The following is a 25,176-nucleotide window of genomic DNA, read 5'->3' on the forward strand; positions in this document are numbered from 1 at the left end:
CACGACGCACAGCGTATTGCCTTCCACGCCGCTGCGCCCGAACATCCCGACCGTCCGCATCACGCGCTCGAAGGTCGGTTTGCCGCCCCTGGTCAGGCGGAAGGCGTCATGGATATCCCCGGGCCCGTCGAGCGAGAGGCCGACCAGGAAATTGTTGGCGGCGAAGAGGTCGCACCACGCCTCGTCGACCAGCGTACCGTTGGTCTGCAACGTGTTCTCGATCCGTTTGCCGTCGGCGTACCTGCGCTGCAGCTCCATCGCCCGGCGGTAGAAATCCAGCCCCAGCAGCAACGGCTCGCCGCCGTGCCAGCAGAACTGCACGGTGTCGACCTCATTGGCCCGGATGTACTGTTTTATGCAGAGCTCCAGCAGCTGGTCGTCCATCACGGCCTGGCGGCCGCCGTACTGCACCGCCTTGTCGAGATAGTAGCAGTAGTGGCAGTCGAGGTTGCAGGGCCCGCCCCCCCGGTTGGGGCCTGTTCCAAAAGCAGGCCGAGCCCGCCGGTTTGAGCATGATCGAAAAGGCCGCGGGGGCGACCTGTTTCTCCGCGTCGCGGAACGTAAATATCTGCTTCTGTTTCATGGAGCGGGCTGATGTCCCGGACAAAAATAGCAAAATCCCTCCAATATACGCCGTAAATGTCCGAAAGCGTGCCGAAACCGTACGGGCTCCGGCAAAAAACCGGGCCGCAGCGCACGTTTTTCGCCGGAATCGTTTATCTTTACGTGCTGAAAAAACTTAAAAAAAACGAAACCGATGAAAAAATCGCTTATCCTACTCGGCATGTCGCTGCTGGCTGCGTGCGGCGTGCAGAAAACGGAACTCCCGCTGCTGCCCGAAGAGGCATTCCAGACCACCGTCGACGGCAAACCCGTCGCACTCTACACGCTCCATGCAGGCGACATCACCATGCAGGTCACCAATTACGGCGCCCGCGTCGTATCGCTCTGGACACCCGACCGCGAAGGCCGCTACGAGGACATCGTACTGGGCTACGAAAACATCGGCCGCTACATAGACAACACGGGCGAACGGTTCCTCGGCGCCGTGGTAGGCCCCTACGCCAACCGCATCGCAAAGGGGCACTTCACGCTCGACGGCGCGGAATACACCCTGCCGGTGAACAATAACGGGCAGACGCTGCACGGCGGGCTCCTGGGCGTAGACCGCGTGGTATGGGACGTGGTATCGGCCTCGGACGACAAACTCGTGCTGCATTACCTCCATCCCGACGGACAGGACGGGTTCCCGGGCAACCTGGATATCGAGATGACCTACTCGCTCACGCCCGACAACGAGTTCCGCATCGACTACAAGGCCACTACCGACAAACCGACCGTGGTGAACATGTCGAACCACCCGTTCTTCAACCTCAAGGGCGAAGGCAACGGCACGGTGCTCGACAACGTGATGACGATCAACGCCAGCCACACCACCCCGGTGGACTCGGTGCTGATCCCCACGGGCCAGATTGCCCCGGTAGAGGGTACGCCGTTCGACTTCCGTGAGCCGCACGCCATCGGCGAGCGCATCGGAGCCGACAACCAGCAGCTGCGCAACGGCGGCGGCTACGACCACAACTGGGTGATCGACCGCAAGACCGAAAGCGGCATCGAGCAGGCCGCCACGGTCTGGGAACCCGCCTCGGGACGTACCATCGAGGTGCTGAGCGACCAGCCCGGACTGCAGGTTTACAGCGGCAACTTCTTCGACGGCACGAGCATCGGCAAATACGGCAAGCCGCAGCGCTACCGCGAGTCGCTGGCGCTCGAAACACAGAAGTTCCCCGACAGCCCCAACCACGACAATTTCCCCTCGACGGTACTGCGCCCCGGGGAGACCTATACGCAGGTCTGCATCTACAAGTTCGGCGTGAAATAACACGCAGGATATGCCTTGGCGGCGGAGGGCACCATCGGGTGCCCTCCGCTGTTTTTCCGGGGCACGGATGCCGCCCGCAGCCTTAGGCGCCAGACCGCATCGCCCGACGATATAAACAAAAAAACAAACTTATAAATATTTATTGAGATAGTTTTTGTAATTTTGGAGCCATAAACCGGCTCAAAAAATGCTACGTTCGAACCTAAATACCATAAACGACCGGATTTTCAACAAGGCCGCAATACAGATCGACGACGAAGCCCTGCGCGAAGTGGAGGCGTGTTACCGTTTCCTGGAGAAATTCGAGCAGGGAAAGGTCATCTACGGCATCAACACGGGGTTCGGCCCCATGGCGCAGTACCGGATCGGAGAGGCCGACCTGAACAGCCTCCAGTACAACATCATCCGTTCGCACAGCTGCGGCGCGGGCGAGGCACTGCCCGACATCTGCGTGCGGGCGGCGATGCTGGCGCGGCTGCAAACGTTCCTCAACGCCAAGTCGGGCGTACACCCCGACGTGGTGCGGATACTGGCCGATTTCCTCAACAACGAAATTTACCCGCTCGTGCCGCGCCACGGCAGCGTGGGCGCAAGCGGCGACCTGGTGCAGCTGGCGCATATCGCACTGGCGCTGATCGGCGAAGCGGAGGTCTCGTTCCGGGGCGAAACCGTCCCGGCAGCAGAGGCGATGGCGGCATGCGACATAACGCCCCTCAGGCTTCGCATCCGCGACGGGCTGGCGCTCACGAACGGCACGGCCGTGATGACGGGCATCGGACTGGTGAACCTGGCCCAGGCGCGCCGCCTGCTGGGGTGGGCGGTGAAGGCATCGGTGATGCTCAACGAAATCGTGGAGTCGTACGACGACTTCATGGCCGGGGCGCTCAACGAATACAAACTCCACGCGGGGCAGATCGAGATCGCCCGGCAGATGCGCGCCATATGCGCCACGAGCCGCCGGCTGCGCAAGCGCGAAGCGGAACTTTACAGCGGCGACACGGGCGCGGCACCCACCTTCAGGCACAAGGTGCAGCCCTACTACTCGCTGCGGTGCATCCCCCAGATCCTGGGGCCGGTGCTCGAAACGATCTCCCAGGCCGAGAAAATCCTCGTCGAGGAGTTCAACGCGGTGGACGACAACCCGGTGGTAGACCCCGCGGCGGGGACGATCTACCACGGCGGGAATTTCCACGGCGACTACGTGTCGCTGGAGATGGACAAGCTCAAGATCGCCGTGACGAAGATGACGATGCTCGCCGAACGGCAGCTGAACTACCTTTTCCACGACCGGATCAACGAGACGCTGCCGCCGTTCGTAAACCTCGGCAAATTGGGGCTCAACTACGGGTTGCAGGCAGCGCAGTTCACGGCGACCTCGACCACGGCCGAGTCGCAAACGCTCTCCAACCCGATGTACGTCCACTCGATCCCCAACAACAACGACAACCAGGACATCGTGAGCATGGGAACCAACGCGGCGATGCTCACGCGGCAGGTCGTGGAGAACGGCTACCAGGTCGCCGCGATCGAGATGCTGGCGCTGGTGCAGGCCGCCGACTACCTGCAATGCGCCGGGGAGCTCTCCGACGCCACGCGGCAGTTGTATGCCGACATCCGGGGCATCGTGCCGCGCTTTGCCGACGACACGCCCAAGCACAGGGAGATCGCCGCCATCGAAAATTTCCTGAAAAACAATTCCGCTTCCCTATGAAAAAGCTCCTGACCACCCTGACCGCGACATTGTGCTGTCTTTCCGGCGCTTTCGCCGCTCGCTGGGCGAGGAGTTGCAGCAAGCTATAACCGCAGAAAATGGCAAAAACGAATAAATACGCACTCGTGACCGGCGGCAGCCGGGGCATAGGCCGCGAAATCTGCCTCAAACTGGGCGGGTGCGGCTACCACGTGCTCGTCAACTACAAGTCGAACGCCGCCGAGGCCGAAAAGACCCTGTCGGGCATCCGCGCCGCAGGCGGCGACGGCGAGGCACTGCAATTCGACGTGGCCTCGGGCGAAGAGAGCACGGCGGCCATCGCCGCATGGCAGAAAGCGCACGAAGGCGCCTGCATCGAGGTGGTGGTGAACAACGCGGGCATCCGCGACGACGTGCTGATGATGTGGATGGAACCGCAGCAGTGGCACTCGGTGATCGGCACCAGCCTCGACGGGTTCTACAACGTCACGCGGCCGCTGCTCAAGGGGATGCTCGTGAACCGGTTCGGGCGCATCGTCAACATCGTCTCGCTCTCGGGCATCAAGGGGCTGCCCGGGCAGGCCAATTACGCCGCGGCCAAGGGCGGCGTGATCGCCGCGACGAAGGCGCTGGCGCAGGAGGTGGCCAAAAAGGGGGTGACGGTGAATGCCATCGCCCCGGGATTCGTGCGCACGGACATGACCGCCGACATCGACGAGGCGGAGCTCCGCAAACAGATACCCGCCGGGCGCTTCTGCGAACCGGCCGAAGTCGCCGACCTGGCGATGTTCCTCATCTCGGAACAAGCCTCCTACATCACGGGGGAGGTCATTTCGATCAACGGGGGATTATATACCTGAGACCATGGAGAAGAGAGTAGTTATCACCGGAATGGGCATCTGGGCCTGCATCGGAAAAAATACGGAAGAAGTCACGCAGTCGCTCCGCGAAGGACGCTCGGGCATCGGGCTCGACCCGGCGCGCAGGGAGCTGGGATACATCTCGTCGCTGACGGGGATCGTGGAACAACCGAACCTGAAAGGGGTGCTCGACCGCCGCAAGCGGCTGGGTCTGTCCCAGCAGCGCGAATATGCCTCGGCCCCAGCAGGGCGAATATGCCTACATGGCCACCGCCGAGGCGATGCGCAACGCCGGAATGGACGAGGCCTACCTGGCGGCGAACGAGGTGGGAATCATCTACGGCAACGACAGCAGTGCGGCGCCGGTGATCGAGGGGATCGACATCATCCGCGCCAGGCGGAACACGGCGATGGTCGGCTCGGGCAATATTTTCCAGTCGATGAACTCGACCGTGACGATGAACCTCTCGGTGATCTTCAACCTGCGGGGCATCAACCTCACGCTCTCGGCGGCCTGCGCCAGCGGGTCGCACGCCATCGGCATGGGTTACCTGATGATCAGGCAGGGGTTGCAGGAGCGCGTGGTCTGCGGCGGCGCACAGGAGGTAAACCTCTACTCGGTGGGCAGCTTCGACGGGCTGGGGGCATTCTCGGCCCGCGAATCGGATCCCGCGGCGGCATCGCGCCCCTTCGACAAAGACCGCGACGGGCTGGTGCCGAGCGGAGGCGCGGCGACGGTGATCCTCGAAAGCCATGAATCGGCCGTCGCACGGGGCGCCGAAATCCTGGGCGAAGTGGTCGGGTACGGGTTCTCGTCGAACGGCGAGCATATCTCCGTGCCGAACGTCGACGGCCCGCGCCGTTCGCTGCTGCGGTGTCTGGAGGACGCCCGAATGCGGCCCGAAGAGATCCCCTACGTCAATGCGCACGCCACCTCGACGCCGCTGGGCGACTACAACGAGGCGGAGGCGATAGCCGGGGTATTCGCCGGATGCAACCCCTACGTGGCGTCGACCAAGTCGATGACCGGCCACGAAATGTGGATGGCCGGGGCGAGCGAAGTGGTCTACTCGATGCTGATGATGCGGCACGGGTTCATCGCCCCGAACATCAACTTCACCGAGGGCGACGAGGCCACCTCGAAGCTCAACATCCCCGTCCGCAGGGTGGACACGGAGTTCGACTGCTTCCTCTCGAACTCGTTCGGCTTCGGCGGCACCAACTCGACCCTGATCGTTAAGAAATACAAATAAACCCTTTCCTAAAAATGACAGAACAGGAACTCATAGAAAAGATCGATACCGTACTGGCCGATGAATTCGAAGTCGACCGGACGACCATCACGCCCGAAGCCCCGCTGCTGGAGACGCTCGACCTGGACAGCCTCGACCTGGTGGACGTCGTGGTGATCGTCGACAAGAACTTCGGCGTAACGCTCACGGGCCCCGATTTCAAGGAGCTGAAGACCTTCCGGGACTTCTACGACCTGATTATCAGCCGGACGAATGGGAAATAACGGCAAACAGTGGAGCGGACGCTCGCGCGGCGGCGGTTTCGGGTACAATTTCTTCATCCTGCTGATGAAGGTGGCCGGAATACGCAGCGCGTATGCCTTCCTCTCGCTGGTAGTCGTCTATTTCATCCCCTTCGCACCCCGCGCCACGCGGGCCGTATGGTTCTATAACCGCCGCATCCTGGGATACGGCAGGCTGCACTCGGCGGTGAAGCTCTACGCCCACTACTATGCGCTCGGGCAGACGATCATCGACCGGGTGGCCATCGGCAGCGGCATGGAGCGAAAATACAAATTCGAATTCGAAAACTACGACGCTTTCCTGCGCGTGCTCGACGGCGGGCGCGGGGCGGTGATCATCGGCGCACACGTCGGATGCTGGGGCACGGGGGCCGGGTTCTTCGGGGACTACGCCCGCAAGATGCACCTGGTGATGTACGACGCCGAATACCGGCAGATCAAAAGCGTCATGGAGAAACATTGCGGGCAGGAGGGCTACAAGGTGATCGCGGTGAACGAGGGCGGCATCGAGTCGATCCTCCGCATCAAGGAGGTGCTCGACCGCAAGGAGTACGTCTGCTTCCAGGGCGACCGCTTCGTCGAGGGCAGCCCGACGGTGACGCTACCTTTCATGGGGCGCGAAGCGCCGTTCCCGGCGGGGCCGTTCGCCGTCGCCGGGAAATTCCGCGTCCCGGTGGTCTTCTACTATGCCATGCGCGAACGCGGCAGGCGTTACCGCTTCATCTTCGACATCCCGGACGGGGACGGGTGCGGCACGAAGGAGGCCATACTGGGCAGCTACGTACGCTCGCTCGAAGCCGTGGTGAGACGCTACCCGCAGCAGTGGTTCAACTTCTATCGGTTCTGGTCGTGAGCGCATGCAGCATATTACTCGTATCGGCCAACCGGCACACCTCGCCCTACCCCGTTTATCCGCTCGGACTTTCGTATCTGAAAACCTATCTGGAGCGCACGATAAGCGGGATACGCGTCGATATGGCGGACTGCAACCTGCTCACGGACGGGCAGCTGGCGGAGCGTATCCGCATGCTGGCACCCCGTTACATCGGGCTGTCGCTGCGCAATGTCGACGGGGCCAACTCGCTCGACCGGCGGGGCTTCCTGCCCCAGTACAAGGCGCTGGCGGACGTCATACGCACGGCAAGCGACGCCCCTCTGATCATCGGCGGTGCCGGGTTCTCGATCTTCCCCGAGGCCTTCATGCGGGAGCTGGGCGCCGATTACGGCATCCACGGTGAGGGCGAAGAGCCGCTCGCGGAGCTGATCGGGACGCTGGAGCGCGGCCGGACGGAGATCGACATCCCGTCGGTCTATACCCGCGACGGACGCCGCGGAAGCGGCCGCAGGAGCTACCTGCCTTCGATCGAGGTGCAGTTCGAGCCCGAATTGACGGGCTATTACTGGAAGCGGAGCGGGATGCTCAACATACAGACCAAGCGGGGGTGCCCCTACGACTGCATCTATTGTTCGTACCCCTCGATCGACGGGCGGTGCGTGCGGACGATGGATCCCGAGGCCATCGCCGAAAATATCCTGCGCGCCAAGCGCGACTACGGGATCAGCTACCTGTTTTTCACCGACTCGGTGTTCAACATCGGCCCGGAATACAACGTCCGGCTGGCCGAGACGCTGATCCGCCGCCGCACGGATATCCGCTGGGGCGCCTACTTCTCGCCGCGGGGCATCGACGCAGAGCAGATGCGGCTGTTCCGGGCTTCGGGGCTTACGCACATCGAATTCGGCACCGAGTCATTCTGCGACCGGACGCTGGAGGCTTACGGCAAGCGTTTCACGTTCGGCGACGTCGAGCGGGCAAGCCGGCTCGCGCTGGACGAGGGTGTCTACTACGCCCACTTCCTGATCCTGGGCGGCTACGGCGACACGCGCGAAAACATGCGCGAAACAATCGAAAACTCGCGGCGGATGGAGTACACCGTCATGTTCCCCTATGCGGGCATGCGCATCTACCCGCATACGCGGCTGGCGGAGCTGGCCGCGAAAGAGGGTGTCGTCGGCCGGGACGACGACCTGCTGGGGCCGACCTACTACCTCTCGCCGGACTTCGACCTGGAACAGGTGCGGCCTGCCGCGCTGGCCACGGGCAAGGCGTGGGTTTTCCCCGACGACCCGCAGAGCGCGCTGGCGGATACGCTGCGGTTGAAACGAAATAAAAAAGGGCCTTTATGGGAGTACCTGAGAAAACCCTGATTACGGGGGAGGAGATACTGGAATACATCCCGCAGCGCCCGCCGGTCGTGATGGTCGACACCTTTTACGGCATCGACGAGCGGGGGTGCGCACGCAGCGGGCTGACCGTTACGGCGGACAACCTGTTCGTCGCGGACGGGGTGCTGGACGAGTGCGGCATCGTGGAGCACATCGCACAGTCGGCCGCCCTGAGGGCGGGTTACATGAACCGCACGATGGGCCGAAGAGTGCAGCTGGGGTACATCGGCGCCGTGAACGACCTGAAGGTGCACTTCCTGCCGCCGGTGGGCAGCAGGCTCGTCACCCAGAACATGGTCGAGCAGACGGTGATGAACGTAACGCTTCTTTCGGCACGGACGGAATGCGACGGGAAACCCGTCGCCGAGTGCCGGATGAAAATATACCTGGAAGAGTGATGGTACGCAGGAAAAAGAGCGAGGCGAGCCTCGTGAACAAGACATCGCTGCGCGTGAGGTTCAGCGAAGTGGATTCGATGCAGATCGTGTGGCACGGCGAATACGTGCGTTATTTCGAGGACGGGCGCGAGGCGTTCGGCCGCGAATTCGCAGGGCTGGGTTACATGGACATCTATGCCAGCGGCTACACGGCGCCGATCGTCGAGTTGCACCTGCAATACAGGAAACCGCTGAAAGTGAATGACACGGCCGTAGTGGAAACCCGCTATATCGCCACCGAGGCGGCGAAGGTCTGTTTCGAGTACACGATTCGCAGCGCCACCGACGGCGAAGTGGTGGCCGAAGGCAGCTCGACACAGGTGTTTCTCGACAGCCGGGGCGAACTGCAACTGCTCGCGCCGGAATTCTACCGCAAATGGAAAGAGCGATGGGAGGTGAAATAACGGTCTGGTGGGGCCCCGACGACATGGTATCGGCGCTGGGCTTCGGCACGGAGGAGAACATGGCCGCCGTACGTGCCATGAAAAGCTCGCTGGCGTCGTGGCACGACGCCACACCCGTATGCCTGATCGACCGGAAGCGGCTCGGAGCGCTGGCGGCGGAGCAGGGACTCGCGGGATATACGCCCCTGGAACGGCTCGTGCTGGCGACGCTGGGCGGGGTGGTCGCCCGCTCGGGGGTCACGCCCGCCGACAAGCGGGTGCTGATCGTCCTGGCGACGACCAAAGGGGAGATCGGGTCGCTGGGGAGCGCCCCGGAGCGATGCGACCTGAACAGGACGGCGGAAGTCGTGGGGCGTCATTTCGGCGCCGCGCACCGGCCGCTGCTGATCTCGAACGCCTGCATCTCGGGGGTTTCGGCCATCGTCATCGCGGCACGGCTGATCCGCAGCGGCCGGTACGACCATGTCTTCGTGGCGGGATTCGACCTGCTGAGCGACTTCATCGTCAGCGGATTCAACGCCTTCAAGTCGGTGAGCCCGACGCTTTGCCGTCCCTACGATGCGGCACGCGACGGGCTGACACTGGGCGAAGCGTGCGGCGCCGTCCTGCTGACACGCGACCGACGACTCTCGGCCACGGGCGTGAGCGTGGCGGGAGGCGGAATCTCGAACGACGCCAACCATATATCGGCGCCTTCGCGCACAGGCGACGGGCTCTGGTACGCTATCCGCGCGGCACTCGCCGAGGCGGGAATCGGGGCCGGGGAGATCGGGCTGGTAAACACCCACGGCACGGCGACCGTCTACAACGACGAGATGGAGAGCAGGGCGCTGCACCTCGCAGGATTGTGCGGCGTGCCCTGCAACTCGCTGAAGCCCTATTTCGGACATACGCTGGGGGCTTCGGGCGTGATCGAAAGCATCGTTACGGTACGGGAGCTGTGCGAGGGCACCTGCTTCGGGGTGAAGGGCTACGCGGAGTGCGGGGTACCCTACCCGCCCGACGTGAGCGCCGCGCACCGCAAGATACGAACGGACGCGGCGCTGAAAACCGCCTCGGGATTCGGGGGCTGCAACGCCGCGGTCGTATTCCGCCGCGCAGCGGGCCCCGACGCCGCGCCCGGAAATGAAACGGCAACGGGACAAGGGTGTGGGCCAAACACAGGTGTGCAAGGCGGGAACGACTGCCTGGAGGCTGCCCGTGCCCGAAGCGGAACGGCTATGAGCGCGAATGACCGGGCGCGTGGCAAAAATGCGGTCGGGCACGGGAACCCGGACACCGGAGAAAAGGCCGGCGGCCATGCGGAAACCGGCACAGGACGACACGGCAGCGGAATCCGCTGTCACGATACGGCACACGTCGTCATTGCGCAACACCCTTCGCTGCCGTTCGACGCCTTCATCCGCGAAAGATACCGGGCGCTCGCAGACCCGAACATGAAATTCTCGAAGATGGACGACCTGTGCAAGCTGGCCTACGTCGCCTCGTGCGAACTGCTCTCCGGACACAGGCCCGATTGCCCGGCGGAGCGCATCGGCGTGGTGATGGCCAACCGCAGCGCCTCGCTCGACAGCGACCGGCGCCACCAGGCGATTATCGACGCCGGGGACGGGTGCGGGGCTTCACCGGCGGTGTTCGTCTACACGCTGCCCAACATCATGCTGGGGCAGGTGGCGATCAAGCACGGGCTGAAGGGAGAGAGCACTTTTTTTGCGTTCCCGGACAAAAGCAGTAACTTTATCCGGGAATACGCCGCTTCGCTGATCGCCGAAGGGCGCATGGACGCCGTCCTGTGGGGCTGGTGCGAATTCGACGGCGGCAGCTACGACTGCGAACTGACATTAACCGAAAAAACGGGACAAAATACGATGGAAGATCTGGAACTGCAACTCAAACAACAAATTATCGAAGCGCTGAACCTCGAGGAGATCACCGCCGACGAGATAGCGACCGACGCGCCGCTGTTCGGCGACGGGCTGGGACTCGACTCGATCGACGCACTGGAAATCACCCTCCTGCTCGAAAAACACTACGGCATACGGCTGGCAAACCCGGCCCAGGCCAAACCGATATTCTATTCGGTAGCCACGCTGGCCGACTATATCCGCAAGAACCGCCCGCAATGAGCATAGCCGTCTGCGGCATAGGGATCGTCTCGGCCATCGGCATCGGAGCCGGGGAGACGCTCGGGAGCCTGCGCACCGGACGCAGCGGAATCGGGAAGCCGACGCTTCCCGGTTCGGCTGTCGGCGTGCCCGTGGGCGAAGTGAAACGGGACAACGCGGCACTCGGGGAGCTGCTCGGCATCCCGGAGCGCGAACATCCCTCCCGCACCGCCCTGCTGGGCATGGCGGCGGCCGCACAGGCCGTAGCGGATGCGGCGATCCCCGCCGGGGCGCGCGTAGCACTCGTCTCGGGCACCTCGGTAGGCGGCATGGATTTGACGGAGAATTTCTACCGCGACTTCCGCACGGACAAGGCGAAAGGGCGGCTGCGCGACGTGGCGGGGCACGACTGTGCCGACAGCACGCAACGGATCGCCCGCTACTGCGGCATTGGAGGTTACACGGCGACGGTCAGCACGGCCTGCTCGTCGGCCGCAAACGCCATCGTCACCGGCGCCCTGCTGCTCGGGAGCGGCATGGCCGACTATGTGGTGGCCGGGGGCACGGATGCCCTCTGCCGTTTCACGCTCAACGGCTTCAACTCGCTCTCGGTGCTCGACCGGGAACCCTGCCGCCCGTTCGACGCCACGCGCGCCGGGCTGAACCTGGGCGAAGGGGCGGGTTACCTCGTCCTCACGCACGAAAGGCCCGGCATGCGCACCTACTGCCGCCTGACGGGATATGCCAATGCCAACGACGCCTATCACCAAACGGCCTCGTCGCAAACGGGCGAGGGGGCATACCGCGCCATGGCCGGGGCGCTGGCACAAAGCGGGCTGCGCTGCGTGGACTACATCAACGTTCACGGCACGGCGACCCCGAACAACGACCTCACGGAAGGCACCGCCCTGCGGCGGCTGTTCGGCGGACAGGTGCCGCCGTTCAGTTCGACGAAAGGCTATACGGGGCATGCGCTCGCCGCGGCGGGAGGCATCGAGGCCGTATTGGCGGTGCTGGCTATCACACACGGGCTGCGCTACGGCAACCCCGGATTCGCGGAGCCGATCCCGGAGCTCGGGCTGCACCCCGTAGCACGGACGCAAGAGGCCGACGTACGTTCGGTGCTCTCCAATTCGTTCGGGTTCGGCGGCAACTGCTGTTCATTAATCTTTGCCAAATGAAACTCTACGTCAACTGCATCACATCGGACGCCGGGCTGCGCCGCGACATCAAGGAGCTGATCCCCGAAATGAACCTCCGACGGAGGATGAGCCGCGTGGTGAAGTCGGGCGTCGCGGCGGGCATCGAATCGCTGCTGGAATTCGGCGACCGGGCGGCGGTCGAGGCCGTCGTCACGGCCACGGGGCTGGGGTGCATCGCCGACAGCGAGAAATTCCTCGACTCGCTGATCGCCAACGAAGAGCGGATGCTCAACCCGACGCCGTTCATCCAGTCGACGTTCAACACGGTCGGGGCTCAGATCGCCCTGCTGCGCGGGCTGCACTGCTACAACACGACCTACGCCAACCGCTGGACGAGCTTCGAGAACGCCCTGACGGATGCCGCACTGCGCATCGGCGCGGGGTTGTCGCGGGCGGTACTGGTCGGGGCGTTCGACGAGACGACGCCGTCGGTCGAAAAGGTACTGCAACGCCTCGGGATGGCACAGCAGGGCGGCTGGGGCGAATCGTCGGTATTCTTCGTGCTGACCGCCGAAGCGTTCGACACCTCGGTCGCGGCGATCACGGGGATCCGGTTCACGGACGGCACAGCCATCGGGGAAAGCGCCGGCAGTGAATTCCCGGACGGGGAAAGCGCCGGCACGGGAAGAATCCAGTCCCGGGAAGATGCCGGCACAAGGACATCGGCCGGGGGAAACGCCGGCCGTGAAATCCCGGCCGGGGGAAGTCCCGGCACGGGGACGGCCGCCGGGAACGGGGAGGAACCAGGGAATGCGATGCATAGCGGCGAGTGCCGGACGGTACGTGCGTCGATGAGCGGCGTGACGCCCCATTTCACGGCCATCGCCGAGGTGTTCCGCCGTGTGGTCGCCGGGGAGGCCGGGAATACGGGTAAGGCCGGAAATATCGGGAACGCCGGGAGCATAGAGGACACCGGGAACGCCGGGCAGAGGATCGTGCTTTACAACGATTTCCCGGGCAGCACCGTATCCGCCATCGAATTGACATGTATGTAATTATCGCCATAATCGCCGCGGGGTTCGCCCTTTTCTACTGCTCCTACCAGATCAGGCTGGGGGCGTATGTCCGCAGCCTGTGCCGCAACCGGGCGGCGGGGCGCGTCGTGGCGCTGACGTTCGACGACGGGCCCGACCCCGAGCAGACGCCGCGCGTATTGGACACGCTGCGGGCGCACGGCGTACGGGCGACCTTCTTCCTGATCGGCAGCAAGGCCGAACTGCACCCGGAGATCGTACGCCGTATGGCCGCCGAGGGGCATGCAATCGGCATTCACACGTGGAGCCACACGCCCGGCTTCCCGATGCTGCGAAGCGGGGCGATGGCGGCCGACATCCTGCGGTGCCGGGAGTCGCTGCGCGAGATAACCGGCGTGGAAACCGACCTTTTCCGGCCCCCCTACGGGGTCACGAACCCGATGGTGGCACGCGCCGTGAAACGGACGGGAAGCCGCTGCGTGGGCTGGAGCATCCGCTCGCTCGACACGCTCCGGCAGCGCAGCCGTGAGGCCGTGGCACGCCGCATCCGCCGACGGCTGGGCGACGGCAAGGTGATCCTGCTGCACGACGACCGCCCCGGTGCCGAACGGCTACTGGCGATGGTGCTGAACGACCTGCAACGCGGGGGCTACCGCACGGCGACCGTATGCGAACTGTTTAAAACCGAGAAACCATGAAGATAGCGTCACTTCTTTTCATCCCCGCCCTGCTCCTGTCGGGGCTGACGGCCCGGGCCGGGCTGCCCGCGTCGTTCAAAGAGCGGCTCGCCGAAGCCAGCCGCGAGAACAGGACTATCCAGTGCGACTTCACGCAGCACAAACAGGTGCGCCGCATGAAGAACGAGATCGAGCTCAAAGGCCGCTTCTATTACGACAACAGCCTCGCCATGGCGCTCGACTACACCGTGCCCGAAGGCGACAAGGTGATTATCCGCAACGACCGCATCATCCTCAAAACGGCCGGGCAGGTGACCCAGACCGCGACGTCGGCCAACCCCATGCTGCAACAGGTGGCGCTGATGATCCGCGCCAGCATGACCGGCGACCTCTCGCAGTTCGGCCAGGGGTGGCAGATCGGCTACACCGAAAAGGAGGGTGTCGGGGAGGTGAAAATGGTTCCCGAGTCGAAGCGCGCCCGCAAGTACATCGACTCGATCACGCTCTGCTTCGACCTGAAGGACATGACCTTAGACCGCATGGAACTCTGCGAGACCCAAGGCGGGCGTTCGGTCTACGAATTCCGCAACAAGCGTTTCAACCTCCCGGTCGACCCCGCAAGGTTCAACCCGTAACCCAGAGACCACGCCCGATGCAAGACCTGTTCACCAGCATAGACAACTACTTGGCCCAGGAGGGGCATTACGCTTTCCGCGTGCGGCTCGATGCGTCGCACCCGGTCTTCCGGGGGCATTTCCCCGGGCACCCGATGCTGCCGGGAGTCTGCACGCTGCAACTCGTACGGGAATGCCTGAACCGCGGCACGGGACGCAGGTTCCGCTATGCGGCCATCCGCGAATGCAAGTTCCTCGAGATGGTCGTGCCGCAGGCGGACGAACTGCTGGAGATCGACATCAGGCTCGCGGACGACGGCCCCGCGGCGAAGAAGCTCGTTTGCACCGTCGCCAACAACGGCAAAACGGCACTCAAACTCAAAGGAACCGTCAGCGAAGAGCTATGACCAGCGAAAAAAACGACATACTGGCGGTGATCCCGACCTACAACAACGAAAAGACCCTCGCCCGAGTCATCGGAGACGTGCGCCGCTACTGCACGGACGTGCTGGTGGTGAACGACGGGTCGACCGACTCGACGGCGGACATACTCGGCACGGCGGGCGTCGAGGCGGTCTCCTACGCTCCGAACCGGGGCAAGGGCTACGCCCTGCGCCGGGCGCTGCGCTACGCCGCGGAGCACGGCTACCGTTACATGCTGACGATCGACTCGGACGGACAGCACTACGCCTCGGACATCCCGAAATTCGTCGAAGAGATCGCAAAGACCCCCGACGCACTGCTCGTGGGGGCCCGCAACCTGAGGTCGGACAACATGCCGGGCAAAAACACCTTCGCCAACAAGTTCTCGAACTTCTGGTTCCGCGTGGAGACGGGTATCCGCCTCGACGACACGCAGTCGGGGTTCCGGCTCTACCCCGTGCGGCGGATGAAGGGGATGCGTTTCGCGACGCGCCGCTACGAGTTCGAGGTCGAAGTGCTGGTACGCGCCGCATGGCGCGGGATCGAGGTGCGCAACATCCCGGTGGGGGTTTTCTACCCCGAAAAGGCCGAGCGCGTGTCGCATTTCCGCCCGGGCAAGGATTTCACGCGCATTAGCATCCTCAACACGTTGCTCGTGCTCGGAGCGCTGCTGTTCTATTATCCCTGGCGGTTCCTGCGGTCGCTCACCCGGGAAAACATCCGGCGCTTCGTGGCCGACAACATCACCCGGTCGAAGGACTCGAACCCGCGGCTGGCCGCCTCGATCGGGCTGGGCGTCTTCTTCGGCATCGCCCCGCTGTGGGGCTACCAGATGATCGCGGCCGCCGTTACGGCGCATTTCACACGCCTGAACAAAGCCGTGGCGGTTATCAGCTCGAACATCAGCATCCCGCCGATGATCCCGTTCATCCTTTACGGAAGTTACTGGACGGGGGCGCAGGTCTTGCAGCGCGACATGCCGCTCTCGCTCTCGGACATCACCCTGGAACGGGTGGCCGCAGACCTCGTACAATACATCGTGGGCAGCTTCACGATGGCCGCCGTATGCGGTGCGGCCGCGACGGCGGGCGGCTATGGCCTGTCCGTGCTCTGGTCGGCTATGCCCTGCTCGTACTCTGTAAACGCACGCCCGGCCATGAATAAACTTTTCATCACCCTCTACGACTTCTTCGAACGGCGCCGCGCACTGCTCTGCACGGTGCTGGCAGTGCTGGTCGCGGCGATGGGTGCGGCGGCCCTGCAACTGCGTTTCAGCGAGAACATCACCGGCTTCTTCCCCGACGGGGAGCGGAAGGCCGCGGCGGCATTCTCGAACCTGAAGATCAAGGACAAGATCGCCGTGATGATAAATGCCCGGGAAGGTGCAGAAGGCACGGGAGCCACGGCGGAGGGGATGATGGCCTGCGCCGACCGGCTGGTGGAACTGCTCGAAGCCGATACGCTTTTCCACCGCTGGGCACAGGCCGAGGCTTCGTTCGGCTGCGAGCTGGCGGACGACATGCGGGCGTTCCTGCAAGGGCACCTGCCGCTGCTGCTCACCGAGGCGGACTATGCCCGCATGGACACGCTCCTCACGCGGCAGGGCATCGCGCGCGCGATGGAAAGCAACTACCGCAGGCTGCTGTCGCCCGTCGGCGGGTTCATCGACGAATACATCTACGACGACCCGCTGGGGCTGTCGTTCGGGGCACTGGGAAAATTACAGGAGCTGAATATCGGGGGCAATTACACGCTCTTCGACGACTACCTCTTCTCGAAGGACATGACGACGCTGATGGTCTTCATCTCGCCCCGGTACGAGAGCAGCGACACGGGCATCGGCGACCGGCTGGTGGAGCGGATCGAAGCGGTGCTGGCCGGCCTGAACGCCGAGTACGCCGCCCAGGGCATCTCGGCCGACTACTTCGGCGCCCCGGCAGTGGCCGCATACAACGCGCGGCAGATCAAGCACGACATGATGCTGACGCTGAACATCGCCATCCTCGTCATCGTGGTGTTCATCACCCTCTCGTTCCGCAACAAGCTGTCGGTGCTGCTGGCCCTGATCCCCGTGGCACTGGGAGGATTGCTGGCGCTGGCGGTCATGTCGCTCGTGTGCCACACGATCTCGGCCATAGCCGTCGGGGCCGGAACCGTCGTCATGGGCATCGCACTGAGCTACTCGATACACATCCTCTGCCATGCCAACCACTGCCACGACCCGCGGCAGATCATCCGCGACCTGGCCTACCCGCTGACGATCGGCAGCATCACGACCATCGGCGCCTTCGCCGGGCTGCTTTTCACCGACTCGCAGCTGCTGCGCGACTTCGGGCTCTTCGCTTCGCTGACACTGGTCGGAACGACGCTGTTCAGCCTCGTCCTGCTGCCACACCTGATCCGTAAGGAGGATCGCGGGGGGGGGTCGGCCGTGCTCAAGGGCGTGGAGCGGCTCACCAGTATGCGCCCCGACCGCAACCGCATGCTGGTGGCGGCGATACTCGGGCTCACGGCGGTATGCCTCTTCTTCTTCAACCGCATCGGCTTCGACAGCGACATGATGCACCTGAACTACAACGCACCCCATCTGGCGCAGGCCGAGGAGCGTCTGAGCCGTCTGATGGACGACGACCGGGAACGTTCGAAGGTGCTCTTCCTCACGGCGGCCGACACCCCGGCCGAAGCCGTGGACAGCTACCTGCGCCTGGGACGGCAGCTCGACTCGCTGAAACAGGCCGGGAAGATCGACTCCCATGCCGGGGTGACCTCGTTCGTGGTGGACAGCGCCGAGCAGATGCTGAGGCTGGAGCGCTGGCGAAAGTTCTGGACGCCGCAGCGCCGCGAAGTGCTGCGCGCAGGGATCCGGGAGGGCGAAAGGCGCTACGGATTCGCCGAAGGGGCCTTCGACGGCGCACTGGAACTGGCCGGAAGGGAGTACACCAGGCTCGACTACTCGTCCCCGGCGGCACGGGAGGTATTCCGCGAATGGATCGACGGACAAGGGGCGACACCCATATTCCTGAGCCATGTGACATTGCCCGACAGCTGCAAGCACGAAGTTTACGCCGTGTTCTCGGCGGCGGACGACATCGTGGTCGCCGACCGGGCGTTCTACGCCGGGAAAATGGCGCGGAGCGTGAACCACAACTTCTACCTGATACTCTCGATCTCGTCGATACTGGTCACCGTGGCGCTATTTCTCTGCTACGGGCGTATCGAGCTGACGCTGATGTCGCTGCTGCCGATGGGCATCAGCTGGGTCATCATCCTGGGACTGATGGCGATGTTCGGCGTGGAATTCAACATCGTGACGATCATCCTCTCGACCTTCATCTTCGGCATCGGCGACGACTTCAGCATCTTCATCATGGACGGGCTGCTGAGCGAATACAAGACCGGGCGCAGGATGCTCGACACGCACAAGACGGCGATCTTCTTTTCGGCCTTCACCGTCGTGGTGGGGCTCGGGGCGCTGATCTTCGCACGCCACCCGGCACTGCACTCGCTGGCGACGATCTCCCTATTCGGCATCGTCGCCGTGGTGCTGGTCTCCTACACGATACAACCCGTGCTGTTCCGGATGCTGATCACCTCGCAGACCGAAAAGGGCGGGGCGCCCTACACGCTGGGGAGCCTCGTGAACACGGCCTACGCATTCGGGTTGTTCGTGACGGGCTGCCAGTTGTTGCAGGCGCTGATCTTCACGCTCTGGCCGTTGCCGATGGCACGCCGCCGCAAACAGCGCATCGTGCAGTGGTCGATCCACCACATGACGCGGGGATTCCTGCGGGCGATGGTCACGACGAAGACCATACGCCTGAACGAGCCGGGCGAAAAGTTCGAAAAACCGGCGGTCGTGATCGCCAACCACCAGTCGTTCATCGACATCCTGGTGCTGCTGAGCATCTGCCCCAAGGCCGTGATGGTGACCAACGGCTGGGTATGGCGTTCGCCGGTATTCGGGCGTATCGTCCGCTACCTGGGGTTCTACCACGCGGCGGACGGATACGAACGCCTCGCCCCGGCACTGGCGCAGAAAGTGGCCGAAGGGTACAGCGTGATCGTCTTCCCCGAGGGGACGCGCTCGGCGGACGGGAAGATCGGACGCTTCCACAAGGGGGCTTTCTACCTGGCCGGGGAACTGGGGCTGGACATCTTGCCGATCTGCCTCTACGGCAACGGCATGATCTCGTCGAAAAGGCAGCCCATCTATATCAAACACGGGCTGGTGGTAAGCCGCGTGCTGCCGCGCATGGCTGCCGCCGACCCCGCGAACTGCTCGGCGCAGGCCAAGGCCGCCTGCCGCCTGATGCGCCGGGAGTACCTCGGGCTGTACGAAACCTACAACAGGCCGTGCAACCCCTATTTCCGCGACATGCTCATCAAGAGTTACACCTACAAGGGCCCCGTGCTGGAGTGGTACATGCGCGTCAAGGTGCGGCTGGAGCGGAGCTACGAGCTGTTCGACCGCATCGTGCCGCGCGATGCGGCGGTCGTAGACCTCGGGTGCGGATACGGCCCCCTGAGCTACATGCTCGCCATGCTCTGCGAGCGGCGGCGGGTCATCGGCATGGACTACGATGCGGAAAAGGTCGAGACGGCCGGACAGAGCTTCCTGCGGCGGCCGGGCATCGAGTTCATCCACGCCGACCTGCGCACGGCGGAGCTGCCCGGGGCAGACGCCTTCCTGCTGGTCGACGTGCTGCACTACATGCGCCCCGAAGAACAACGGGCGCTCATCGGGCGCTGCGCGGCACGGCTCAACGCAGGCGGACGGATCATCATCCGCGACGGCGACAGCGGCAAGGCCGAGCGGCACAAGGCCACGGCGATGACCGAGGTGTGGTCGACGAAGATCGTGGGGTTCAACAAGACCGACGGCGGGCTGCATTTCACCTCGACGCCCGAGCTGGCCCGGATCGCCCGCGAACTGGGCATGGAGATACACGCCGCGCACAAGGACACGCGCACGTCGAATACGGTATACATACTGACCCGGCGGGAAGCGGAGGGCCGAAAGGAGGAGTGACATGGAGGGGCAGTTCGACATAATCGTCATCGGCAGCGGCCTCGGAGGCCTGGAGTGCGGCGCCATGCTCGCCCGCGAAGGGATGGGGGTCTGCGTCACGGAACAGGCCGACGTCCCCGGGGGCTGCCTGCAATCGTTCTCCCGGCGGGGACATGCGATCGACACGGGCATGCACTACATCGGCAGCATGCAGGCCGGCGGCATCATGCGCCGTTACTTCGAATATTTCGGCATCCTCGGCTCGCTGCGCCTGCGGCCGCTCGACGAGGCATTCGACGTCGTGTCGCTGCCCGGAGCGGGCGACTACGCCTACATGCACGGTTACGAAGCCTTCGAAAAGCACATCGGGGAATTGTTCCCGCACGAAAAGGCGGGGCTCGGCCGCTACTGCGCGAAGCTGCGCGAAATCGGCGGCAGCATCGGCATCAGGGTGCACCGCACGGGGCGGCTGTCGGCCGGGGGAACGAAATACCTCGGGGCACCGGCGGCCGGATTCATCGGCGAATGCGTCGCAGACCCGCTGCTGCGCAATGTCCTCGCGGGGACGAACCCCCTCTACGGAGGCGTGCGCGAAAGCTCGACGCTCTACCACCACGCGATGATAAACCACTCGAACATCGAAGGCGCCTGCCGCTTTACGGGCGGGACGCAGCAGATCGCCGACGCACTGGCGGCCAAGATCCGCGAGCACGGAGGGACGACGCTGGTGCGGAGCCGCGTCGTCGCCCTGCACACCGAAGGGCGGCGCGTCACGGGCGTGGAGCTGGCCGACGGGCGAATGCTGCGGGCAAAAACCGTCATCTCGGCCATCCATCCCGCGGAAACCCTCCGGCTGATAGGCCCGACGCCCGTCGTCCGCAAGGCATTCAGGGAACGGATCGGCAGCCTGCCCGACTCGTACGGACTCTTCTCGATATACCTGCTGCTGAAGCCGGGGCAGTTCCCCTACATCAACCGGAACCTCTATTACTTCGCCGGGAAAGATGTCTGGAAGACGCTTTTCGACCCGGAGGCCATGCGGCCGGGGATGGTGCTGCTCAGCGCACAGGCTCCGGACGGCGACCCGGCATGGTGCGACGTCGTAACGCTGATGACGCCCGTCGCCACCCGCCCCTGGGAGGCGTGGGAAGGCTCCGCCCCGGGACGCCGCCCCGAAGCCTACACGGCGCTGAAGGCCGCCATGACGCAGGCGACGGTCGATTTCGCCTGCGCCCGCCTTCCGGAACTGAGGGATGCCATCGCCCATACGTATGCCGCCACGCCGCTCACCTACCGCCACTACACCGGCGCACCGCACGGCGCGGCATACGGGCTGCTGAAAGACTGCCGCAGCATCATGGCGTCGCACATCCCGGCCCGCACCAAATTCGAAAACCTGCTGCTCACGGGGCAGAACCTCACGGTTCACGGCGCCATCGGCGTCACGCTGTCGGCCGCGGCGACCTGCTCGGAAATAGTGGGCACGGAATACCTCGCAAAAAAAATCGCAAACGCATGAAACGCCTCTTCAAATACACACTCATCGCACTGGCGGCGATCCTCGTCCTGCCGGCGGCATTCCTCTGCGGCCTCTATTTGACGGCCGACATGGAGCAACCAGCGGTGACGATCGACACCGCGGCCTACCGCGTCACAAACCACGGTGGCTACACCACCTGCCACGGCAGTTTCCTGCGCTGCAACCCCCACGGACTCTGGGAGCTCTATACCGCCGGGCCGCCCGAAGAGTCGGGGGCGGCGGCAGGCGCCCTCACCGCAGGGCTGATGCACTACCAGGAACAGGTTTTCGTAGACCAAATCCGCGAATTCGTCCCCTCGGAGGGCTACCTGAAATTCCTGGGCGGCATGATCCGGATATTCAACCGCAACCTGGGGCGGCACGTCCCCGAGGAGTACCGGCGCGAGATATACGCCCGGTCGCTTTACTGCTCGCACGACTTCGACGCCATCGGCACCCCCTACGAACGCCAGCTCAACTACCACGCGGCGCACGACATCGGGCACGCTATGAGCCAGTACATGCTCGTGGGATGCAGTTCGTTCGCGGCATGGGGCGGTGCGAGCGACGACGGGAAACCGGTCGTCGGGCGCAACTTCGATTTCTATATGGGCGACGACTTCGCCCGCAACAAGATCGTGACCTTCTGCCGGCCGCAGGCGGGCTATCCCTTCGCCAGCATCGGCTGGGCGGGGATGATCGGCGTGCTGTCGGGCATGAACTCCGAAGGGCTAACCGTGACGATCAATGCCGCGAAAGGGCCCGTGCCGCTCGCATCGGCGACACCCATCTCGATCCTCGCACGCGAGATCCTGCAACATGCGGCGACCATCGCAGAGGCGCTGGAGATCGCCCGCCGCCGCGACACCTTCGTCAGCGAATCGCTGCTCGTGGCCTCGGCACGCGACGGGAGGGCGGCGATCATCGAGAAAACGCCCCGCCGAACCGTGCTCTACGAGGGCGACGGGGAGTACCTCATATGCACGAACCACTACCAGTCGGAGGCGTTCGCCGACGACGGGGACAACCGCGAGAATATCGCCATGACCGACAGCCCCCATCGCTTCGCCCGGCTCGAAGAGCTCATGGCGGCGAATGCACCCCTCGGCGTCCCGGCAGCGGCCGCCATGCTGCGCGACCAGCGCGGCACGGGCGGCAAGGACATCGGCGTGGGGAACGACTGTTCGGTGAACCAGTCGATCGCCCACCACTCGGTCATATTCAAGCCGGCAACCCTGCAAATGTGGGTCTCGACCTCGCCGTGGCAGGGCGGCGCCTTTGTCTGCTACGACCTCGGGGCGATCCTGCGCAACCCCGACCCCGCCGCTGAGCTCTACGACTCGGCGCAGGAGATACCTTCCGACACGGCCTACCTGGCCCGAGACTACCCGCGCGTGGTCGCATCCCGCCAACTCGGCGCCCGGATCCGCCGGGCGATGAAAGCAGGGAGGAAGGCCGACGGGGAATTGATAGAAACCTTCGCCCAAACCAATCCGCAGAATTTCCACACCTGGAAACTGTTGGGGGAATACTACCTCTCGCAGGGCGACGACGGGCGCGCGGCACAGAGCTTCGGCAAGGCGCTGGAGGCAGGGGTTCCCCGCAGGGACGAACTCCTGGCGATAGAAAGACTCAAATCGGAATGCAAGCCATGATACGAAACCCGGAAATACAATTCGCATCGGCCGATGCGATCGCGGCGTTCCAGGAGGAACGCCTGCGCGATGAGGTCGCCTACCTCTATGAAAATTCGCCTTACTACCGGCGCATGTTCGACGGCTGCGGCATGCAGCCCGGCGACATCCGCACGGCGGACGACCTGCGGCACCTGCCCGTAACCACCAAAACGGATCTGCAACTCCACCCCGGGGAGTTCGTCTGCGTGCCCCGCCACCGCATCATCGACTACGTGACCACGTCGGGAACCCTCGGCGACCCGGTGACGTTCGCCCTGACGGAAGAAGACCTGGGCCGGCTGGCCTACAACGAGGCCGTGTCGTTCACCACGGCGGGATGCACCGGGGAGGACATCCTGCAGCTGATGACAACCATCGACCGCCGCTTCATGGCCGGGCTGGCTTACTTCATGGGAGCCCGAGAGCTGGGATGCGGCGTGATCCGCGTGGGGAACGGCATCCCCGAACTGCAATGGGACACCATCCGGCGCATCGGCCCCACGGGCTGCATCGTCGTGCCGTCGTTCCTGATAAAACTCGTCGGCTATGCGCAGGAGCACGGCATCGACTACCGCCGCTCGTCGCTGCGCCGTGCGATCTGCATCGGCGAGGCGCTGCGCGACACCGACTTCAGCAACAACACGCTGGGGGCGAAAATCACCGAACTGTGGCCCGAACTGGAGCTCTTCTCGACATACGCCTCGACCGAGATGCAGACCTCGGTCACCGAATGCGGGCACCACTGCGGCGGGCATGTCCCGGCCGACATGCTCCTGGTGGAGCTGCTCGACGAGCAGAACAACCCCGTGCCCGAGGGACAGGAGGGCGAGGTAGTAATCACGACGCTCGGCGTGCGGGGCATGCCGCTGCTGCGCTTCAAGACGGGCGACATCTGCATCGCCCGCACGGGACGCTGCGCCTGCGGCCGCACGACGATGCGCCTCTCGTCGGTGATCGGACGCCGGGGGCAGATGATCAAATTCAAGGGCACGACGCTCTACCCGCCCGCGCTGTACGACGTGCTGGAGAACATCCCCGGCGTGAACAACTACATCATCGAGGTATTCACCGGAAGCCTCGGCACCGACCAGATCGTGCTGCGAATCGGCAGCACGCGCCGCGACGAGGCGTTCGAGAAGGAGATCAAGGACACGTTCCGCTCGAAAGTGCGCGTAGCACCCGAGGTGGTCTTCGAACCGGTGGAGTACATTGCGAAAAAACAGATGCCCCAAATGAGCCGGAAACAAATAAAATTCGTAGATTTACGCGAACAAACCAAATAAAACCCAACCATGAAAAAATTACTGAGCATAGCCCTGTGCCTGATCGCCGTCGGCGGTTTCGCACAGAAGGGAAAGACGAAGATGGCGGCCGACTTCTACGGCGTGGATTACAGCTGCGTGAGCGTCATCGGGGCCAACGAGCAGCCGGCCGAGTTCATCAAGGCGTTCGAGGCCATCAACCGCCTCTTCCTCAGCGAACCCAAGAAATACGACGTGGCCGGGTTCACCGGCATCGACATCCTCTCGACCAGTGTCGAACAGGCCAACGAGGCGTTGGGCGGCCTGGCCGCCGAGCAGTTCACGCCCCGCAGCACGAAGGCCGACATCGCAGCGCAGCTCCCCGGAATCCTCGCCCGCTACGACAACGGCTCGGGGAACAAGGGACTGGTGTTGATAGCCACGACGCTCGACAAGGGCAACGGCATCGGGTACTACACGGCCGTGCTGTTCGATCCCGCCACGCAGGAGGTCATCCTCCAGATGGACATGGCCGGCAAGCCCGGCGGGTTCGGCCTGCGCAACTATTGGGCCGGCTCGGTATACAACGCCCTCAAGAAGCAGGGTAAATACCTGACCAGGTAGGGGGGGGGTACCCCGCACCGACACACCCCGCACGGCTTCGTGCGGGGTGTGTCGTCATAATAGGCAAAGAGCGCCCGGAG

20 protein-coding genes and 1 pseudogene are annotated in these 25,176 nt (G+C 64.0%); 20 read left to right on the plus strand and 1 reads right to left on the minus strand.

All coding sequences use genetic code 11. The features are described from left to right. The coding region (locus tag QVP03_RS09465) for a radical SAM protein (protein ID WP_288210740.1) at positions 1-411 on the minus strand (411 nt) is incomplete at its 3' end. Positions 412-757: 346 nt separating this feature from the next. Here QVP03_RS09465 and QVP03_RS09470 point away from each other — a divergent pair. The 20 genes and pseudogenes from QVP03_RS09470 (at position 758) to QVP03_RS09565 (ending at position 25,096) form a co-directional block, all read left to right on the plus strand. Further along, positions 758-1,882 (plus strand): aldose epimerase family protein, encoded by a 1,125-nt coding sequence (locus tag QVP03_RS09470; RefSeq protein ID WP_022333230.1) that lies wholly within the window; start codon positions 758-760, stop codon positions 1,880-1,882. A 187-nt stretch (positions 1,883-2,069) separates the two neighbouring features. Beyond that, on the plus strand, positions 2,070-3,593 hold the full coding sequence (gene hutH / locus QVP03_RS09475) for an HAL/PAL/TAL family ammonia-lyase (RefSeq protein ID WP_022333231.1): 1,524 nt from the start codon (positions 2,070-2,072) through the stop codon (positions 3,591-3,593). Between the two features lie 98 nt (positions 3,594-3,691). Next, positions 3,692-4,432: a 3-oxoacyl-ACP reductase FabG gene (gene fabG / locus QVP03_RS09480; RefSeq protein ID WP_256166139.1), complete on the plus strand. Its 741-nt coding sequence runs from the start codon at positions 3,692-3,694 to the stop codon at positions 4,430-4,432. A gap of 4 nt (positions 4,433-4,436) precedes the next feature. Then, positions 4,437-5,685: pseudogene (locus QVP03_RS09485) on the plus strand (beta-ketoacyl-[acyl-carrier-protein] synthase family protein). A 14-nt stretch (positions 5,686-5,699) separates the two neighbouring features. Further along, positions 5,700-5,948 (plus strand): phosphopantetheine-binding protein, encoded by a 249-nt coding sequence (locus tag QVP03_RS09490; protein WP_022333234.1) that lies wholly within the window; start codon positions 5,700-5,702, stop codon positions 5,946-5,948. Next, on the plus strand, positions 5,938-6,819 hold the full coding sequence (locus QVP03_RS09495; protein ID WP_022333235.1) for an LpxL/LpxP family acyltransferase: 882 nt from the start codon (positions 5,938-5,940) through the stop codon (positions 6,817-6,819). The genes QVP03_RS09490 and QVP03_RS09495 overlap by 11 nt, the downstream gene beginning before the upstream one ends. Beyond that, positions 6,789-8,174, plus strand: a complete 1,386-nt coding sequence (locus tag QVP03_RS09500; RefSeq protein WP_288210741.1) for a lipid biosynthesis B12-binding/radical SAM protein — start codon at positions 6,789-6,791, stop codon at positions 8,172-8,174. Before QVP03_RS09495 ends, QVP03_RS09500 begins: the two co-directional genes overlap by 31 nt. Further along, positions 8,150-8,590: a hypothetical protein gene (locus QVP03_RS09505; protein WP_022333237.1), complete on the plus strand. Its 441-nt coding sequence runs from the start codon at positions 8,150-8,152 to the stop codon at positions 8,588-8,590. The genes QVP03_RS09500 and QVP03_RS09505 overlap by 25 nt, the downstream gene beginning before the upstream one ends. After that, positions 8,590-9,033, plus strand: coding sequence for an acyl-CoA thioesterase (locus QVP03_RS09510; RefSeq protein WP_022333238.1), 444 nt, complete (start codon positions 8,590-8,592; stop codon positions 9,031-9,033). Before QVP03_RS09505 ends, QVP03_RS09510 begins: the two co-directional genes overlap by 1 nt. After that, positions 9,006-11,159: a phosphopantetheine-binding protein gene (locus tag QVP03_RS09515; protein WP_288210742.1), complete on the plus strand. Its 2,154-nt coding sequence runs from the start codon at positions 9,006-9,008 to the stop codon at positions 11,157-11,159. The genes QVP03_RS09510 and QVP03_RS09515 overlap by 28 nt, the downstream gene beginning before the upstream one ends. Next, positions 11,156-12,319, plus strand: coding sequence for a beta-ketoacyl-[acyl-carrier-protein] synthase family protein (locus QVP03_RS09520; protein ID WP_022333240.1), 1,164 nt, complete (start codon positions 11,156-11,158; stop codon positions 12,317-12,319). Before QVP03_RS09515 ends, QVP03_RS09520 begins: the two co-directional genes overlap by 4 nt. Continuing rightward, positions 12,316-13,335 carry a beta-ketoacyl synthase chain length factor gene (locus QVP03_RS09525; RefSeq protein ID WP_022333241.1) on the plus strand — a complete coding sequence of 340 codons (1,020 nt, stop codon included), beginning with the start codon at positions 12,316-12,318 and terminating at the stop codon, positions 13,333-13,335. Before QVP03_RS09520 ends, QVP03_RS09525 begins: the two co-directional genes overlap by 4 nt. Then, positions 13,326-14,012, plus strand: coding sequence for a polysaccharide deacetylase family protein (locus QVP03_RS09530; RefSeq protein WP_022333242.1), 687 nt, complete (start codon positions 13,326-13,328; stop codon positions 14,010-14,012). Before QVP03_RS09525 ends, QVP03_RS09530 begins: the two co-directional genes overlap by 10 nt. After that, complete coding sequence (locus tag QVP03_RS09535; RefSeq protein ID WP_022333243.1) at positions 14,009-14,626, plus strand: LolA family protein; 618 nt, start codon at positions 14,009-14,011, stop codon at positions 14,624-14,626. Before QVP03_RS09530 ends, QVP03_RS09535 begins: the two co-directional genes overlap by 4 nt. 17 nt (positions 14,627-14,643) lie before the next feature. Further along, positions 14,644-15,012 carry a fabA-like domain protein gene (locus tag QVP03_RS09540; protein ID WP_022333244.1) on the plus strand — a complete coding sequence of 123 codons (369 nt, stop codon included), beginning with the start codon at positions 14,644-14,646 and terminating at the stop codon, positions 15,010-15,012. After that, positions 15,009-20,057 carry a DUF2062 domain-containing protein gene (locus tag QVP03_RS09545; protein WP_022333245.1) on the plus strand — a complete coding sequence of 1,683 codons (5,049 nt, stop codon included), beginning with the start codon at positions 15,009-15,011 and terminating at the stop codon, positions 20,055-20,057. The genes QVP03_RS09540 and QVP03_RS09545 overlap by 4 nt, the downstream gene beginning before the upstream one ends. Position 20,058: 1 nt before the next feature. Continuing rightward, positions 20,059-21,555: a phytoene desaturase family protein gene (locus tag QVP03_RS09550; RefSeq protein WP_022333246.1), complete on the plus strand. Its 1,497-nt coding sequence runs from the start codon at positions 20,059-20,061 to the stop codon at positions 21,553-21,555. Then, the gene (locus tag QVP03_RS09555; RefSeq protein WP_022333247.1) at positions 21,552-23,210 is read left to right on the plus strand and encodes a C45 family peptidase; all 1,659 of its coding nucleotides are present in this window, start codon (positions 21,552-21,554) and stop codon (positions 23,208-23,210) included. Before QVP03_RS09550 ends, QVP03_RS09555 begins: the two co-directional genes overlap by 4 nt. Then, positions 23,207-24,514 carry a phenylacetate--CoA ligase family protein gene (locus QVP03_RS09560; protein ID WP_256166145.1) on the plus strand — a complete coding sequence of 436 codons (1,308 nt, stop codon included), beginning with the start codon at positions 23,207-23,209 and terminating at the stop codon, positions 24,512-24,514. The genes QVP03_RS09555 and QVP03_RS09560 overlap by 4 nt, the downstream gene beginning before the upstream one ends. A gap of 9 nt (positions 24,515-24,523) precedes the next feature. Beyond that, on the plus strand, positions 24,524-25,096 hold the full coding sequence (locus QVP03_RS09565; protein ID WP_022333249.1) for a hypothetical protein: 573 nt from the start codon (positions 24,524-24,526) through the stop codon (positions 25,094-25,096). Positions 25,097-25,176 lie beyond the last annotated feature (80 nt).

This window comes from Alistipes sp. CAG:29, assembly GCF_000435435.1.
GTDB lineage: Bacteria > Bacteroidota > Bacteroidia > Bacteroidales > Rikenellaceae > Alistipes > Alistipes onderdonkii.

Excerpts from the sequence above, each read along its gene's own strand:
- QVP03_RS09470 (WP_022333230.1), top strand. The coding sequence starts at position 758 with ATGAAAAAATCGCTTATCCTACTCGGCATGTCGCTGCTGGCTGCGTGC.
- hutH (WP_022333231.1), top strand. The coding sequence starts at position 2,070 with ATGCTACGTTCGAACCTAAATACCATAAACGACCGGATTTTCAACAAG.
- fabG (WP_256166139.1), top strand. The coding sequence starts at position 3,692 with ATGGCAAAAACGAATAAATACGCACTCGTGACCGGCGGCAGCCGGGGC.
- QVP03_RS09490 (WP_022333234.1), top strand. The coding sequence starts at position 5,700 with ATGACAGAACAGGAACTCATAGAAAAGATCGATACCGTACTGGCCGAT.
- QVP03_RS09495 (WP_022333235.1), top strand. The coding sequence starts at position 5,938 with ATGGGAAATAACGGCAAACAGTGGAGCGGACGCTCGCGCGGCGGCGGT.
- QVP03_RS09505 (WP_022333237.1), top strand. The coding sequence starts at position 8,150 with ATGGGAGTACCTGAGAAAACCCTGATTACGGGGGAGGAGATACTGGAA.
- QVP03_RS09510 (WP_022333238.1), top strand. The coding sequence starts at position 8,590 with ATGGTACGCAGGAAAAAGAGCGAGGCGAGCCTCGTGAACAAGACATCG.
- QVP03_RS09515 (WP_288210742.1), top strand. The coding sequence starts at position 9,006 with ATGGAAAGAGCGATGGGAGGTGAAATAACGGTCTGGTGGGGCCCCGAC.
- QVP03_RS09520 (WP_022333240.1), top strand. The coding sequence starts at position 11,156 with ATGAGCATAGCCGTCTGCGGCATAGGGATCGTCTCGGCCATCGGCATC.
- QVP03_RS09525 (WP_022333241.1), top strand. The coding sequence starts at position 12,316 with ATGAAACTCTACGTCAACTGCATCACATCGGACGCCGGGCTGCGCCGC.
- QVP03_RS09530 (WP_022333242.1), top strand. The coding sequence starts at position 13,326 with ATGTATGTAATTATCGCCATAATCGCCGCGGGGTTCGCCCTTTTCTAC.
- QVP03_RS09535 (WP_022333243.1), top strand. The coding sequence starts at position 14,009 with ATGAAGATAGCGTCACTTCTTTTCATCCCCGCCCTGCTCCTGTCGGGG.
- QVP03_RS09540 (WP_022333244.1), top strand. The coding sequence starts at position 14,644 with ATGCAAGACCTGTTCACCAGCATAGACAACTACTTGGCCCAGGAGGGG.
- QVP03_RS09545 (WP_022333245.1), top strand. The coding sequence starts at position 15,009 with ATGACCAGCGAAAAAAACGACATACTGGCGGTGATCCCGACCTACAAC.
- QVP03_RS09550 (WP_022333246.1), top strand. The coding sequence starts at position 20,059 with ATGGAGGGGCAGTTCGACATAATCGTCATCGGCAGCGGCCTCGGAGGC.
- QVP03_RS09555 (WP_022333247.1), top strand. The coding sequence starts at position 21,552 with ATGAAACGCCTCTTCAAATACACACTCATCGCACTGGCGGCGATCCTC.
- QVP03_RS09560 (WP_256166145.1), top strand. The coding sequence starts at position 23,207 with ATGATACGAAACCCGGAAATACAATTCGCATCGGCCGATGCGATCGCG.
- QVP03_RS09565 (WP_022333249.1), top strand. The coding sequence starts at position 24,524 with ATGAAAAAATTACTGAGCATAGCCCTGTGCCTGATCGCCGTCGGCGGT.